This is a genomic window from Cohaesibacter sp. ES.047, assembly GCF_900215505.1.
In the GTDB taxonomy this organism is placed as follows: domain Bacteria; phylum Pseudomonadota; class Alphaproteobacteria; order Rhizobiales; family Cohaesibacteraceae; genus Cohaesibacter.
The window spans coordinates 662,323-678,071 of the sequence record NZ_LT907844.1 but is presented as its reverse complement, the minus strand read 5'-3'; the positions used below and the strand labels follow the sequence as shown (position 1 = coordinate 678,071).

Sequence of the window (15,749 nt, the reverse complement as noted above, 5' to 3'; positions counted from 1 at the left end):
TGCGATCCTTAAAATTGATATTTGAATCCTGCGTGCAAGCCCTGTTCGTTGGCATTTTCTGAGAAGTTGCCCCGATAGGAAACATTTAAAGAAAAATCTTCGTCCTGCTGAAAGGAAACGCCAGCCTCCAGAAACGCGGCGTCGCGATCAAGAGGCGTGCCATAAATCGAGAAACTGTCATTCCCAGAGGCAAACCGCATTGTGGTGGTGCTGTTAACATCGCCTAAAACGTGTTGCCAGGCGGCCGATCCGGTTAAAGAGGCAGAGATACCACCAAACTGGCCTAGCTGCACATCACCTCTCGCACCGAGGGTGGTCATGCCCAGAACCGTTGTAGCGGATGCAGCGCTGAGCGCGGCAGCACCTCCCTGTTCGGTGAAATCATCAGACCACTGGCTGATGATGGCAGCGCCCAGGAAAGGCTGTAATCGGGCTTCGTAAAGCTCATAAGTATAACCAATCTCGGCAAATGCCTGGGTGGTTGCTGCGTTATAGTCAGCGGTCAGATGATCGGAAAAACCGGTAAAGGCAACATCGCGCTCACTGTCAATGTGATGCCAGACGCCACTGACGCCAAGATTGAGATCAACCATCCTGTCGAACGCGTCCCATTGCGTGCCCGCATAAAAGCCTGCGTGAATATGATCGATATCGGCAGCGGAATTGATGCTATCGGCCTTGCTTGATGTCTGGGAATAGCCCGCAAAGGCCCCAGTGCGCCAGTCGCTCCACATCTCGGCATCCATGCCAACAAGAAGTCCCTTGCTCTGGCTCGTGACACTGGCTGTGTTCACCGTAGAACCGATTTTGCTCCAGTTGCCAAAGGCCTGCGCCCATATCTGCGGTGTTGGGTAGAGCGAGGACGGCAGCTCCTCTTCATTGTGAAACCCAACAGACACCTGATCGCCAGACCCGCCGATGCCACCCATGGAAGAACGCAGGCGCTGGTTGGCTGCATTGCGGTCAATGGCACTGTTCAGGGTCATGATTGTCTGCAAGGTCGCATATTGCTCGCCGGTCAACTGATTAAACGCATCAACCGGTTCCCCGTCCGGCAGCACGACGATTGCGTCATAAAGACTGTCTGAAGCGCCGAATCCTTCAATGACATTGGCGACATTTTTCTGGTTGGTTGTGTCTGCGAAATCGGCGAAAGATGAACCAAGGGCTCGCGTCAGGGTCAGGACCGCCTCATCCGAGTTGTAGGACACGGTGGCATCAAGATAGGCGAAATCTTCCTCGATTGTGCTGAATGCTCCGCTCAGGCTGGAGGCTGAAAGGATCGAATAGTCGGTATTGACGGCATAGGTTGAGCCGTCATCGGTGCCATTCTCGGCAATAATGCTAAGCGTCGTACCCTCCTCGATGGACACAGTTCCGGTGGAAACCAGCTTGTCTGAATTGCCTTCATCATCGACCTCAACTTCATAGGTGGAACCAGAGACAAATGCCAGATCGCTATCCACCGTCAGCGTGTCAATGGAATTGCCCGGTGCGATGGTCGAGCCTGAATATAAAGTCACATTGGAAACTGTGCCCGACCCGCCGAGCGTGCCACCGTCCAGAACGGAAATGGCACTGTCAAAGACCGTATTGACCGCCAGGGCACCGCCTGAAATGGAGAAGATTCCCATGGCTTCTCCTGCCGTTCCTGTCAGAGTCCAGGTCGAACTGCCTGTTTTGGAATAGGCTTCAAAGCCGGCATATTGCGAGCCAATGTCATCTAGATCGAAGCTTGCGTCATCGCTCCCCCCAAGGATCAGCGTATCCGAGCTTCCGTTCGCGACCACATTGCCATTGATCACATACCCGGACTGAAGCTTCAGAGAGTTGGTGCCAGAAGTGAATTCAATGGCGTTGGCCCGCGTCAAACCATATGCGGACAAGCCGCCAGAAATCGTGCCGCTGTTGACAAGGGAGATATCGTATCCTGTTACACCAACGCCTCCGGCCCCATCTGTGCCATCGCTTGCAGCATTGCCAGACCCACTTCCGCCAGCGTTGCCACCAGCCCCACCGTTGCCGCCGGTGATGGTGCCACTGTTGGTAAGAGTGATGGCATCTCCGCTGACCCCAGCACCGCCGGAGCCACCATTTGCACCATTCCCACCAATTTGATAGGTAGTATTAAGGGTTGCATGACCGCCATCCCCTCCGGCTCCGCCGTTGCCTCCGGTGATACTGCCACTATTGACCAGAGAAAAGGCAGAGCCACTGACACCGGCCCCTCCGGTTCCACCAACGCTCCCATCGCCCCCATCAAGGCCACTCGAATAAGAACCGGAGGTCCCACCGTTTCCGCCATCACCAGCATCGCCACCAGTAAGCGTCCCGCTGTTGGTTAAAGAGAAGGACGTGCCAGAGATAGCTGTTCCTCCAGCGCCACCTATCCCACCAGTTCCGCCATTACGACCACCCCCACGTCCGCCGGCGCCACCATTGCCGCCACTGCCTCCGGTGACGGACCCACTTGTCACCAGGGAGAAGGAAGTGCCAGAGACACTGGCGCCCCCGACAGCACCTTTGCCACCATGACCGCCACTAGAATCAAGTGAATACCCACCGTTGCCACCATTGCCGCCACTGCCTCCAGTGACGGACCCACTTGTTTCCAAAGAGAAGGAATAGCCAGAGACTGCGGATCCCCCGGCGCCACCAGCCCCACCAGCTCTGCCACTATAAGAAGCGCTCGCACCTTTGCCACCATTTCCGCCATTTCCCCCAGAGATGTATCCTGAACTCTCCAAAGAGAACGCTTGTGCATTGATGCCATTGCCACCGGCCCCACCATTCTGGCCATTGCTTCCTGAATAATAGGAGTAACTGCGAGAAGCGCCATCTCTCGCTTTGCCACCGGTGATATTGGAACTGCTGTCCAGAATGAACCCCGCCCCGGAAAGAGCTGTGGATCCACTTCCCCCAGAGCTTGTCGCATTATGTCCTTGTATGGTGCCAGACAGGGTTGCTTCCAGGGCGGCCGCAGACGACACCCCATTGAGGGTCAGGGATGTCGAGCCGGACCCGCTGAGAGCGGACCCTATGACTTCTACCGCATGGTTTGTCGTAATCGAAATATTCGCCGATGCACTTGGCAGGGAACCCGTTATCGTGATGGAGCTGACACTGGCGTCGATATCGATGACATCGCCATTGCTTGTGGCTTGCAAGATGGCCCAGCTTAATGTTCCGCTTGTGTTGCCCGTTCCATCATCCGCACTTTCTGTCACCGCGTAAGTTGTAGCCATCGCGACATCGCTTCCTGCCACAACGAAAAGAACAGAGGCACAAATGGCGGTAGATGCAAGCAATCGAGATGTCACTCGGCGTCGACATTTAGCGTTTTGAAGTGAGCATCGAAAAAAACGGGAAAGCATGACAATTCTTTAAATAAGTGAAGTGAGATAGAAGGCTGGATGTATAGCTTGATGAAAAACTATATGATCGGCACATTATTGGGATTGAATGTTGGATCGTTCCAAAAGGCATCATTGTCAAAACGATGAAACGCGTCCGGTGGCAGGACCGTCGGGTGTGATATGGCTTCAATCTTTTTACGCACGTGATGGAGCCCCGGCGTACCAAGCGCCTGATCGAAGGCGTCCGCATCAAAGGAGACATTTTCATAGTCGTGCTCGAAAAAGGGCTCGCCGATGAAATCATAAACGGCGCGCATCGCCTGTTGCGGATCGCTTGTCAGCGTTTCATAGCGCAGTAGCATGAGCTGCCCCGGCTCGGAGCCAAAAAAGGCTTCCTTGACGGCATTATAGGCATAGCCGACCATGCCGGATCCCTTAGCCAACATTTCCACCCGATCATAAACCGTGCCCTCGGCCTTGAACCCGAAGATTCCCGAAGTGGTTAGAGTGGACCGCCCTGCGATCCGTTCAATGCTATCGACAATCCAACCTAGATCCCGAACACAGGCGACAATCTTCGACTGCGGATAAAACTCGCTTAGCAGAGGCATCATGGCGCACCACTGGCGACTGGTGTCGAAGATGATTTCTTGCAGATAGTCATCAGAGGAATAGAAATTATCCATAACACCGAGGAGCAAGCGACGGCGTTGTGCGTCAGAAATCAGTCTGGTATTCTCGCGTGGCTCACACATCTGGTCGCGCATACTGCCCATCAGCCGGGAGACCGGCGAGGATATGTCTGCATGAAAACGAGGATTTTGTTGCAAAAGCGCCGATAAAAGCGTGGAGCCAGAGCGTGGCAACCCGGAAATAAAATGATATTGCTTGGGCATTGCTACTAAAGGAGCCTTCCATATTGTTAGTGCGGAACTGAAAGCGCATTCCTAGTTTATTTAAACGGCCTGACTCTGGTTTTATTTGTAGGCGATTGTTAAAAGTCACACCAGTTGCAGTCTGTCTCAATATCTTCCTAAATTCGGAGAATCTTAAGAGCACAAAATGTCACATGTGCAATTGTTTATAGTATTTTTTACGATAGGTGCACATTGAGCTGGAGAGAGGGGTTTCCGTTGCATTTGAAGGCATTATTGCGCATTAAAATTGCTTCACGTGCCGTCAATACGGAGTAACTAAGAATACAACCGCAGCACTATTCGAAAGCCCCTTAGTCGCCATAAAAATATGACATTTAATGAAACATCTCGGCCCTTTGCTGCCGTTCGCCAGTGGCTACATCCCAAAAGCCAGATTCCCTATTCCTGCCGTTCGAACGAAGCGCAGCATTTTGAGCGTGCCATTGCCGGGGTTTGCGGACAAAACAGACCCTCTATATTCAAGGAGGCACCTAGAAACGGTGAGATTTAAGTGATGTTATTCTTTTTAAAATACAGATCATAATAGTCAAGTACGCTCTGCAGCGTGGTCCAGAAGCTGATCTCGCCAGCGTCGGTTTGTAAGACCAAACGTGTTATATCGAAACCTCGACTAAACCCACTTGAAAAAGCCCCTTCGCGCTTTCCAGATGACTTCACCAAGGGGGTATAACGAGTGACTTCTTTGTGCTTTCGTGCATTTGCTATATCTTGAAGATGCTCAAGTTCTTGGCATTCCTTTTTAATTTCATCTTGCAAGTCCCTTAAACTCTCGTAGCCGAGACGTTGGCCGTCACATTTAAATATCCAGTCCGGCACGGTCCAACCGGCGATTGCGCATTCCATAGCCAGAGACGTATTAAGATTGTCTTTGTCAAACTGATAGATCTTGTTTTTAAAGTCTTGCTGGCAATCTCCTGCTGAATTCATTCCAAAAGTTAATGACAAAGCTTTTCCAATTCAGTTGCTATGTTAAAGCATACAATATGCTCGCTACAGCTCCAAGTAATGCCAAAGTGGGCTCGGAGCAGCCTGACGCAGTGCATCATCATGTGAAAACGCTCATCCTGAGCATGATTTGCAGTCGCGGCCCTTTGCTGACATTCGCGGGCGATCATATCCCACAAGCTCGCTTCCCCATTGCAGCCGTTCGAGCACAGCGCAATATTTTCAGCGCTCAGGTGACAGATGAGCGGACAGAGTGAGCTTTCGCAACGGCTGCGCCAGCGACAGCTTTCCGCAGCCTCCCAAGACTCTCTTGTTTAGTCGCCTGATCGTCAAGGGAGGTTCGGCGGCGCCATTTGGTGGGTTGACAGCTAAGATCCACCTGTTTATTTCCGAATGGTCGGAAATAAACAGGTGGTACATGGCACGTCCCAGAAAACATGATCAAGATCAGATCCTCGATGCGGTAGAGCACGTGATTGCCCGCGATGGCGTGCTGACCATCGACGCAGTGGCGAAAGTAGCCGGCGTATCGAAAGCTACGGTGCTTTATGAGCATACAAGCAAACCTGATCTCGTTGCAGCGCTCGTGGATCGCACAATAAAGGCCGACAACGCTTATAATGCGTCGTGCCAAGCCGAGTTCGCCAGTGAGCCTGATGCACCGCTTCGGGGTCGCGTCGAGGCCGCCCGGCGCAATCCCCCAATGCCGGGCGAGAACGGTGCTGTGCTAAGCCTTGTTTCAGCGTTGATGCAAGACACAATGCTGCGCGCCAGATTTCGCGAAAATCAAAGCACCCTCCGCCAGGAACTGTTGGAACAAGCGAGCCACCCCCGTGCCGCCCGGCTGGCTTGGCTGGCGCTGGAAGGTCTGAAGTTCCAGCAGCACCTCGAGTTGCACGACTGGACAGAGGCCGAGCGTGCCGAGGTTCTCCAGGACATTGAAACACTTGCCCGGCAGGGTATGGACACTTGTGAGGATCGTGATGCCTGAGTGCGACATCGTTATCACTGGCGCGGCGGGCTATGTCGGCCGCAATTTGCTGCGCCACTTCATCGCGCAGGGCCATCGGGTCACCGGGCTGGTCCGCAGCGCAGAGGCGGCAGACCGCGTGAGATCTTGGGGCGGGGAACCGGTCCTTGGCGACATGCTGAACGCCGACCTTGTGCCACTTATGGCAAGGGCGGATATGTTGATTCACACGGCCGCGAGCGTTGATCATGGTTCCGGCTCGGCCGCTGCATTCGTCAATCCCGAGGGCACCCGGCGCGTTCTGGACGCCGCCAGACAGGCGAACGTCATCAAGGCAATTCACATCAGCACAGACTCCGTGCTTCAGGATGGCCGCCCCCTGCGCAACGTCGACGAGACAACGCCGTATCCGTCCCGACCAGCCGGAGCCTATTCGGTTGGCAAGGCAGAAGCGGAAAAGGTCGCCCGACGCGCTGCTGCTTCAGGCCAGCACGTAGTCATACTGCGTCCCCGCATGGTCTGGGGCCGCGATGATACCACAGCCCTTCCGACACTGGTCGAAGCTGTCGAAAGTGGAAAGTTCGCTTGGATCTCTGGCGGAGGGTATCGCTCATCCACCATGCACATAGCTAACTTGTGTCACGTCGTCGGCCTGGCTCTGGATCGCGGACGATCTGGCGAGATCTACCATGTCTCGGATGGCCCAGCACGCACCTTCCGAGAAACTGTCACCGGCCTTTTGGCAAGCCAGGGGCTTCCGGCCCCCACGAATGTGGTGCCACGCGGAGTGGTTCGCACGATCGCCCGGATTGGAGACGGGCTCCATCGCGCAAGCGCTGGCCGATACCGTGGACCAATTAGCTATCAAGACTATGCGACCAGTGCGGTCGAGATCACGCTCGACACCCGGAAGGCGGAACGCGAACTCAATTATGAACCGGTCATGGCTTGGGAGGATGGGCTGGCTGAATTGCAGGCATATCAGGCGTAGCGGTGTGCGGGTTGAATTGACCGAAACATTCGTCGGTAGCGCGGACCTTGATCAACTTTCAAGAACACTTTCTCTTGGAGGATGCAATCCGGCCCACTCTGCCATTTGCCGCCTCCAAAACATGAGTAGCGATTGAAGGTAATTGGCTATTTAGCGACAGCTGCCATTCGCTGCGTTGCAATATGGGATCGAACCAGGCTGACGCAGTGCATCAGGAGCCGACAACGCGAATCCAGAGCCGTGATATGCAATGACGGCCCAAAGGTGACATTCGCCCAATCTAGAAATGCAACATTACCGTTTCTTTGAAGCGGACATTCGCCACGCTCCTAATCGTATTGTCAGGTTTCAACATCTGAAACGGACCTAGAGCAACACATCTAAACGGCGGACCGGCAAATTTCGATAAAGCTGCGCAGTGGCTGCGGCGCGGACCGATTGGGATAGTAAAGACGTGGTCCATCCATCTCGGGCCACCAATCTGGAAGAACCGGTACCAGCCTGCCGTTGGCAAAATCCTCGTCCAGCCAGTTACGGAATGTTTGAATGATACCCATACCCGCTCTCGTGTAACGCAGCCCCGTGTCAATTGCATTCACACTCAAGATGAGGGCATTGTTTGGCTTTACCTCCATGAACTGCCCCTCTCTGCACAGCGTCCACGGCAACAGCGGGCCGTCCTTCAGGCGGTACCGGATCGCGCTGTGTGCCGTTAGATCCTCCGGTTTAAGAGGCATACCATGTTCCTGCAAATATGCGGGGGCTGCAGCCAATGCCATCTGCTGTGTGCGAGGGCCGATCGGGATAGAGATCATGTCTTGCTCCAGAACGCTGCCATAGCGGATACCCGCATCACAACCAGCGGCTACGACATCCACCAGATCGTTTTCGACCATGATCTCCACCTCCACCCCTGGATGTTGGAGGCGGTACTCGGCAAGAAGTGGTGGCAGGATATCTGGCATAACCGCACCGGGTACGTTCAGTGTCAGACGCCCTTGCACCTGCCCGCCAAGATTGGCCACCTCAAGACAAGCGGCATCCACGGCGGACAAGAGCGGTGTAACCCGGTCCACGAGCAGTTTGCCTGCATCGGTGAGATGCAGGCTTCTGGTAGTGCGACGCAAAACCGGCACACCAAGCTGTGCCTCGATTCTCGAGATTGTCGTACTGACCTTTGAAGGTGCAACACCAAGTCGGCGCGCGGCCGCGCGAAAGCCCCCGTCACGAAGCACTGCGAGCAGGACGGTTAGATCATCAAAGGAAACTTTGTTCTCCATACAGAGCAACCCGTTCGAATTTGGCTCTCTTATCTTACTATTTGAAAACAGTCATTGTGTCGAACAATTAAAATGAACTGGGCGTCAGTGCCACCAAACTTACGATTGGAGATTGAACAATGCTTGTTGTTACCGGGGGCTCGGGAAAACTTGGCGGATTTGTCTTGGAGGCGCTGTTGCGCCTCGTGCCCGCAGAGCAGATTGGTGTAAGTGTTCGAGAACCAGAAAAGCTCTCTCACCTTGCCGCTCGCGGTGTCCGTGTCAGAAAGGGCGATTACAATGATGCTGACAGTTTGCGCTCTGCTTGGGACGGTGCAGCGCGACTGCTGCTTGTGTCTTCAAATGCAGCTGCATCCGGAGGCAATGCACTGGCCCAACATGAAACAGCCATAGCTGTGGCAAAGGAGTTGGGCGTGAAACGGTTGCTCTATACCAGTCAGGTCTCAAGCAACTCACAATCACACTTCCCTCCGGGCAGAGATCACGCAGCGACCGAGGCGATGCTGGCACATTCCGGCCTCGCATGGACGGCGTTACGTCACGGGTTTTATGCTGATAGCGCCATCAGTATGCATGCAAGAGGGATTGAGAGCCGCTGTCTGACCGGCCCCGAGGACGGCAAGGTTACCTGGACGACCCACCAAGACCTGGCCGAGGTGGACGCCCTGTTCCTGAGCGGTCACGAAACGCACGAAGGCCCAACACCTCCTTTGGTCGGCGGTGAAGCACTCGATATGGGGGATCTTGCACGGCTGGCAGGAGAAATCGTCGGCAAAACCATCGAGCGGAGTCTCATTAGCGAAAGCACCATGGTTGAGAATGCTCGGCGTCATGGGCTTCCGGAAAGCGTCATTAGAGTTATGACGGGCTATTATCGCGCTGCCCGGGAGGGAGAATTCGCGATGATAGATCCAACCTTGAAAAGACTATTGGGGCGAGAGCCCCAGCGCATCAAAGATCTTCTTGCCCGAAAGTTCGGATAGCGATCGGTTTGGCCGGTTCGTATCAAGCTCGAACTTGCAGAGGCAGTTCGCGAGTTGGCCCTCATAAATCGGGCCGCCTATCGCAACTCGAAAAGGCGGCCCGAACCGGACATTGACCAGCGGTCTCGCCCGCTGCGTTGCGGTCCGTGAGACCGGACTTTCGCCGAGGGTGCGAAATCAAACGACGGGTGAATTCACACAACGCGGATGGAGCGCCAATTCGCTGCGGCTGCGCCAAGGTCCGCTTCTACCCAACTGTGGGCGGCAAAAACCGATACGATGGGCCGTCATATCTACAAGGTTGCTGATCCGGGAGACCAGACGCTCTGGCTCATATAGCCAGGAGAAGCGCATTGAATTTACTGGATCGCGCGCCTCTATATGAGGTATTATAAGTTTTAAGAAGCACGATATAAAGCGCGTCAAATGTTCAAAAACCTACAGCGTGAACTCGAAAGGCTTGGACGGATGAAGGAGCTATCCGTCCCCATCGAGCCTGACTCCGAAGGGTATCTCGACAAGGAATGCCCTTCCGAGCCATGCCTTTTCCTCTTCAAGATTTATGGTGATGACTGGTCGAATATCGTTCGAGACGAGGAGGTGTTTTGTCCATCCTGCAGGCATGTGGCTCCTGCCGCGTCTTGGTATCCGAGGGCGCAGGTTGAGGCCGCCCGAGAGTACGCGCTCGGCAAAATCACCAACTCTATGAACAAGGCGATGAGAGCGGACACGGCGGCGTCGAAGCGTCGCCAGAACCGCCATTCCTTCCTGAGTATCACCTTGGACGTGAAAGGAGGACGGGACGCCGTGCTTGTGCCAGTAGCAGCAGCGGAGCCGATGCGGCTTCGTACCGCCTGTGAGAGCTGCGGTTGCCGCTATTCCTACGTTGGAGCTGCATACTTTTGTCCAAGCTGTGGGGCAAACTCTGCAAGCCATACCTTCACGCAAACCTTGAATACCATCCGCACCGCCGCAGGACTTGGGGAAACCTTGCGGAACACGCTCGGTCGTGATGAGGCCGAGGTTATGATCAGAACGCTCTTGGAGAAGGCCGTTCAAGATACTGTAATGTCGTTCCAGAGGCTGAACGAGCAGCTATACGAACGTCAGAGCGGAAAGACGGCTCGCCGCAATGCCTTCCAGAATCTTGATGTCGGGTCGGACCTGTGGAGCGCGGAGATCGGGCTTGACTACGTCGATCTGATCGGACAAGACAAACTTGACCAGCTCAGGGTTTACTTCCAACAGCGCCATCTTCTCGCTCATCAGCAGGGAATCGTAGATCAGGGCTACATTGATCGAAGCGGCGACCAAACCTATGCTGCAGGACAACGAATTCTGATCCGAGACTCCGCAGTGCGAGAATTCGCTGACCTGATTGAAGAACTCAGCTACGAGCTATCGAAGAAAGTCGGGCCATAAACACCGAGGTTTTATTGCTGACCATATAGCTCCCCAAGAGGCGCTATCTGATATAACCCCAACTCCTATGGGTCGCTTCATCGTAGTACACAAAGGACCCATTCAATTTCTCTCCATTTACTGTGAAGCGTTGAATGGCGTCAAAAATGGCATCCTGTTTGAAAGGTATGTGGATTGCTTTCGCTGATCCATCATTTAACCTAGTGGCCAAAGTTTTAGGCCAGCGATCCGATAAACCTTTCGGGTTCATCACGGAATCATAACCCGCATGCGCTATGATTAAAGGAAGATCGTAGTCATCCACGGCCTTCTTTATTTCCCAAGATAGCACACTGCCGCTCTTTCGCGTATCATTCGACAGCACAATTAACGTGTTCTTGGAAGCCTGAAGCCTCTGCCGGATGCTGGCTTGCAAGGTGGCGAGCTTACTTGTGTCTCGGACAGCACTTGCTTTCTCATGGCTATTGGTGAGGCGAAAATCTGAACTCTTCGAGGCGCTCCACCCCTGGATCGTGGCGTAATATCGGAAATCTGATTTTGTCGGGTCTTGCTGCCCGAGCCCGTCAAAGGCGATGTAAGTTCCAGTTCGATTTACCATATCGGCCTCAATCTACGTAGAGCGCGTTCGAAGTTCGAATTTGACTTGGAGGTGAGAGGAAGGCATTACACGCCATTCCGCAAGGACTTCAGGTCGAGAAAATTTATTTGATCAATCTTGCCAGTGTGAACGACTATCGTAAGCTTGGCAGGGTATTTAAAGCGCATTTCACTAATGCGGAAAGTCCACAGCATTATTTTTAGCAGATCTTCATCACTAATATCCCTATGTCCGCGGATGCGTGTAATTCCCGACCCAAATATGGGCGTCACCACAGAGCGTTGCGCATAAACTTTGTTCACCCTGTCCCAGAAATTTATTAGAAACTCCAAGTATTCCGGCATGGTGAGATTGGCTCGATTGCTGGAGTCGAACTTAGACATTGCGGTTAAGAGAAAGTCGTCTTTAACAAAGATCGTACCCAACCTGAATTTTACCGTCTTTCCGGTGGTTCGAGGCACCTCTTGCTGTAAGATTTCCCCTTCCTCAAACGGGTGAGACTCAATTTCCGCATCTAATTCTGAAATGGTTCCATTGAGCTTCGAACATAGGAATATGCCATTTAGAGAGCGATCACTAATCAAAACATTATCTACAACCGTATCGAAATATTCGTTGAATGCGATAGCCTTCAACCCTTCCTCATTGAAGATATCCCCAGACTTAACCGTCACTGTTGTACCATCTATTTTGATAGCGACCTCTTTTAGATTATTGGCGCGCCACCATATCACAAGGTAAAAGATGAACAGGATTGTTGCGAGACCGATAAGTGAGTAGAGCTTACGGTCGTCTGGAATATTTACAAAAAGTAGCAATGTGGAGAGCGCGGTTCCTATGCCCGCAGCGACTCTAAAGAATGAATCGCGAACCTGCCTATCGAATATCGTTACTTTCAAACTTGTTCCTCCTAGCTACCCACTGTGTGTGAGAGTATAGCGATGAGATGATGATGTGCAATGATAACGTGCATTGTCGGTTGGGCTTCGCCTCGCGGCGCCTATCGTCCCTTGGTAGAGCACGAAGGCCCAGTGGAATGACCTAAACAATCCAGAACACCAAGGCTTGCTTGCCCAGTATACCGTTTTCGCCGCATAGCTGACGTTGCTCCTCGTTGCAGCATAGGGACTGTTGAATCTGAAGCGCGAATGGCCGCTTTCACGTCTTGACCGGATGCTTTCGTAAGAGCAACGAATGGCCGCTTTCCGCCCTCTATGACAGTTGACGTCAGATCGACCTGAGCCGCACGAGAGTGTCCGCTGTGCCGAATATATGCAACAGCGTTATTGCACCGCCGCAAGTCCGCAATCCGCCCGGTTTGCCAAAAGGCTGTTCCGATGGGAATGGAAACACTGCGCTGCAGCAAATTGGTGCTTTGTCCGCCAACCTACCATTTGACCGCACCAAATGCTGCGCTTCATTCAAACGGCTGAAAAGAGGAAAAGATTTTACCGTCAATACCGGAAGGCGAGCAGCTGCTCTGGGCCGATTCCGTTGAAGACAGAGAATCTTGATCTGAAAAGGAAACTGAAACAGTCTGGCGTCGTATTGAATGAGCAAGTGCAGACGGGTCGCCGCGTGCCGCCGAACAGGTGGTTTTGATTGGCAAAATGGAGTGCATCAAGGCAGGGATTGACCATGTTGCAAGTCAGATTAGGAAGACCACTCTTGGCCAACGGCTGGATAGCAAACAATGGTAAAACCGTTACACAATGGGGCCATTTTGCAAAATTTTGGGAGCTATGAAACTAACCAAAATAGATTCTTTGCAAAAAATGAAGGAATCCTCCCTACATAACTGTTTTACCACACTTGTAAGTAGAGCGAAGTGAAGATCATCATGATCAACCACGGCGAGGAGGATTTCGTCGTCGAGCGCGGCATGCGCATCGCCCAGATGGTCGTCGCGCCGGTGCTGCACATGAAGGTCAAGAAGGTCTCCGAACTGCCCAAGACCGAGCGCGGAGAGGGCGGTTTCGGCTCGACGGGAAAAAAAGACTGACACTCCGCCATTACTGATTGGATGGAAAATTATTCTCCATTTCGCGCTGCATCTTTGCAAAGGAAGGAGTGGCACGCACTCCCTGATCCGGTCTTCTTGATGTGTCTGAATAGCGTGTAGGCATCCGATAAGCACATGGACCACACAAAAAAGCCGCCACGATCTTTCAATCGTGACGGCTTGTTATTTGAGACTGCCAAGGTCAGGCAAGAGGAGCCTGATCTTTCAGGTCCCTTATTTCGCAGCTGCGCGTGCGTCATCGAGCCATTTGTTGACTTCGTCCTGATTCTTTTCGATCCATGCAGAAGCCTGTGCTTTCACATCATCATCGCCTTCGTTCATGGCTGCATTCTGTGCATAGATGTCTTGAACCGGAATACGGACTTCCTCAAGAAGTGTCTTGACCGCAGGGTTCTTCTCGATGAAGGCATCGTTGGCAACCGGCAGGATATCGGTTGCAGCAAAGCCCATGGAGCAAGGATCGGATACACAGGTATCAAGACCTTTCACGGCTGGAGCTGTTTCAACACCATCACGTTCCGGCACGGTGATCCACATGACATCTTTACCCGGCTTCAGCTGGTTCACGGTCCAGTTCGGGGTCCATGTGTAGAACAGGATGTGTTCGCCAGCTTCATAGGAAGCAACGGCATCGGCCATGGAGGCCGAATAGCCTGCCTTGATCAGGTTGACATCATCGCCCAGATCATAGTCTTCCATATGCTTGGCAATGGCCATTTCACAACCCCAGCCCGGAGGGCAGGCAACCATGTCTGCTTTGCCGTCACCATTGCGGTCAAAGGCCTCTTTGACTTCAGGGCGTTTGAAATCTTCCAGAGACTTGATGTCGAATTTATCAACGGCAGCTTTGTCGACGAGATAACCCTGCAGAGCACCTTTTGGCGCAACTGCGCCAACGATGGACGCGGTATCTTCAAAAGCAGGCTTATAGGTATCATGCAGCGGGAACCAGCCGTTGACCCACAAATCCAGATCGCCAAATGCGACGGACTGATAGAAAACCGGCACGTCAAGCGTGGTCGGGCCATCAACAGCGTAGCCGAGCTTCTGGAACAGCTGGCTGTAGATTTCAGAATGGAACCAACCGGTGTCCCAGGTTGCCTGACCCATTTTAATGGTTACGCCTTCACCAGGCATGTCGGCTGCGAAGGAAGGGGCAGCACCAATCATAACGGCGCCGGACAGAGCTGCGGCTGCAGCAAATTTGCGGATAGCATTCGCCATAATAAATTCTCCTCTAGTAATTCAGTGGTTAAAAATAGCGAAAGCCAGACAGACAGAGTCCATCCGGCTTTCGCTGTCGTTTCATCAAGCTTTTTGTTTGTCGGAATCCGTTGCTGGTTGTCCCTTGAAAATGGACGTAATGAAACCAAACAAAGACGTGTTGTTTGTGTTTGGTTCAGCAAAACCCTGCGTGATGCGGTCAAGAATGATCGCCAGAATGACGATACCGACGCCACCAGCCGTCGCCCCACCAACATCAAGGCGTCCAAGACCGGTGTTGACCACCAGACCAAGACCGCCAGCTCCAATGAGGGCGGCGATAACGACCATGGACAAAGCCAGCATCAGGGTCTGGTTGAGACCTGCCATGATTGTGCGCAAAGCCAGAGGAATCTGGACTTCCCACAAAATCTGGAAATAGGTCGCGCCGAAGGACTCTGACGCCTCGATCAGATCCTCGCGCACATTGCGAATGCCGAGGTTGGTCATGCGAATGATCGGCGGCAAGGCGAAGATAATCGTTGCAATGATGCCCGGAGCCATGCCGACACCGAAGAGCATGACAATTGGCACAAGATAAACGAAGCTTGGAACCGTCTGCATGATATCCAGAATGGGACGGACGATTTTCCAGGCTGTGTCGCTGCTTGAGGCGAGAATGCCGACGGGGATACCGATCAGGGCGCAGAAGAGCACTGATGTGATAATCATCGACAGGGTCGTCATGGTTTCCGGCCACAGGCCAATCATGTCAATAAAGCAGAAACCGATAATGGTTGCTATGGCCATGGTACGGTTTACAACGCGCCAGGCGACAAAGGCAAAAAAGAGGGTGATAATGATCATCGGCACCCAGGCAAAAAAGCCATCAAGTGCCTGAAGAACTTCGTTCACCGGCACCTGCATTGCCCTGAAAAACGGGCGAAAGTTAGGAACCAGAAACCCGCGAACGAAGCTGTTGACCACTTCATCAAACGGAATGCTTAAAAAGTCTGAAGGGCTGATCAAGTCAGTCTCCT

The 15,749-nt window shown here is 53.1% G+C and carries 12 protein-coding genes and 1 pseudogene; 5 read left to right on the top strand and 8 right to left on the bottom strand.

From position 1 onward, the window contains the following. Positions 1-8 precede the first annotated feature (8 nt). From CPH65_RS23710 to CPH65_RS02935, 3 genes are all read right to left on the bottom strand, one after another. Positions 9-3,245, bottom strand: a complete 3,237-nt coding sequence (locus CPH65_RS23710) for an autotransporter domain-containing protein (protein WP_157747472.1) — start codon at positions 3,243-3,245, stop codon at positions 9-11. Positions 3,246-3,433: 188 nt separating this feature from the next. After that, complete coding sequence (locus tag CPH65_RS02940; protein WP_096172056.1) at positions 3,434-4,252, bottom strand: sulfotransferase; 819 nt, start codon at positions 4,250-4,252, stop codon at positions 3,434-3,436. Between the two features lie 528 nt (positions 4,253-4,780). After that, entirely contained in the window at positions 4,781-5,221 is a 441-nt protein-coding gene (locus CPH65_RS02935) for a hypothetical protein (protein WP_096172055.1), read from the bottom strand. 271 nt (positions 5,222-5,492) lie between these two features. On the opposite strand from CPH65_RS02935, the gene CPH65_RS02925 reads away from it, so the two are divergent. Both CPH65_RS02925 and CPH65_RS02920 read left to right on the top strand, forming a co-directional pair. Then, complete coding sequence (locus tag CPH65_RS02925) at positions 5,493-6,230, top strand: TetR/AcrR family transcriptional regulator (protein ID WP_244574525.1); 738 nt, start codon at positions 5,493-5,495, stop codon at positions 6,228-6,230. Continuing rightward, the gene (locus CPH65_RS02920; protein ID WP_096172053.1) at positions 6,223-7,200 is read left to right on the top strand and encodes an NAD(P)-dependent oxidoreductase; all 978 of its coding nucleotides are present in this window, start codon (positions 6,223-6,225) and stop codon (positions 7,198-7,200) included. Before CPH65_RS02925 ends, CPH65_RS02920 begins: the two co-directional genes overlap by 8 nt. A gap of 380 nt (positions 7,201-7,580) precedes the next feature. Here the strand turns inward: CPH65_RS02920 and CPH65_RS02915 are convergent, their stop codons facing one another. Continuing rightward, on the bottom strand, positions 7,581-8,480 hold the full coding sequence (locus tag CPH65_RS02915; RefSeq protein WP_096172052.1) for a LysR family transcriptional regulator: 900 nt from the start codon (positions 8,478-8,480) through the stop codon (positions 7,581-7,583). 119 nt (positions 8,481-8,599) lie between these two features. On the opposite strand from CPH65_RS02915, the gene CPH65_RS02910 reads away from it, so the two are divergent. Both CPH65_RS02910 and CPH65_RS02905 read left to right on the top strand, forming a co-directional pair. Beyond that, positions 8,600-9,463 (top strand): NAD(P)H-binding protein, encoded by an 864-nt coding sequence (locus CPH65_RS02910; protein WP_096172051.1) that lies wholly within the window; start codon positions 8,600-8,602, stop codon positions 9,461-9,463. Positions 9,464-9,889: 426 nt separating this feature from the next. Beyond that, positions 9,890-10,885 (top strand): hypothetical protein, encoded by a 996-nt coding sequence (locus tag CPH65_RS02905; RefSeq protein WP_096172050.1) that lies wholly within the window; start codon positions 9,890-9,892, stop codon positions 10,883-10,885. A 43-nt stretch (positions 10,886-10,928) separates the two neighbouring features. Here CPH65_RS02905 and CPH65_RS02900 read toward each other — a convergent pair whose 3' ends face one another. Both CPH65_RS02900 and CPH65_RS02895 read right to left on the bottom strand, forming a co-directional pair. Further along, positions 10,929-11,483 (bottom strand): TIR domain-containing protein, encoded by a 555-nt coding sequence (locus tag CPH65_RS02900; RefSeq protein ID WP_096172049.1) that lies wholly within the window; start codon positions 11,481-11,483, stop codon positions 10,929-10,931. A 65-nt stretch (positions 11,484-11,548) separates the two neighbouring features. Beyond that, on the bottom strand, positions 11,549-12,382 hold the full coding sequence (locus tag CPH65_RS02895; RefSeq protein ID WP_096172048.1) for a macro domain-containing protein: 834 nt from the start codon (positions 12,380-12,382) through the stop codon (positions 11,549-11,551). 926 nt (positions 12,383-13,308) lie between these two features. On the opposite strand from CPH65_RS02895, the pseudogene CPH65_RS02890 reads away from it, so the two are divergent. After that, positions 13,309-13,485: pseudogene (locus CPH65_RS02890) on the top strand (dUTP diphosphatase); the annotation flags it as partial. Positions 13,486-13,719: 234 nt separating this feature from the next. On the opposite strand, the gene proX reads toward CPH65_RS02890, so the two are convergent. Beyond that, on the bottom strand, positions 13,720-14,730 hold the full coding sequence (gene proX, locus CPH65_RS02885; RefSeq protein WP_096172047.1) for a glycine betaine/L-proline ABC transporter substrate-binding protein ProX: 1,011 nt from the start codon (positions 14,728-14,730) through the stop codon (positions 13,720-13,722). Positions 14,731-14,814: 84 nt separating this feature from the next. Next, complete coding sequence (locus CPH65_RS02880) at positions 14,815-15,738, bottom strand: proline/glycine betaine ABC transporter permease (RefSeq protein WP_096172046.1); 924 nt, start codon at positions 15,736-15,738, stop codon at positions 14,815-14,817. Positions 15,739-15,749 lie beyond the last annotated feature (11 nt).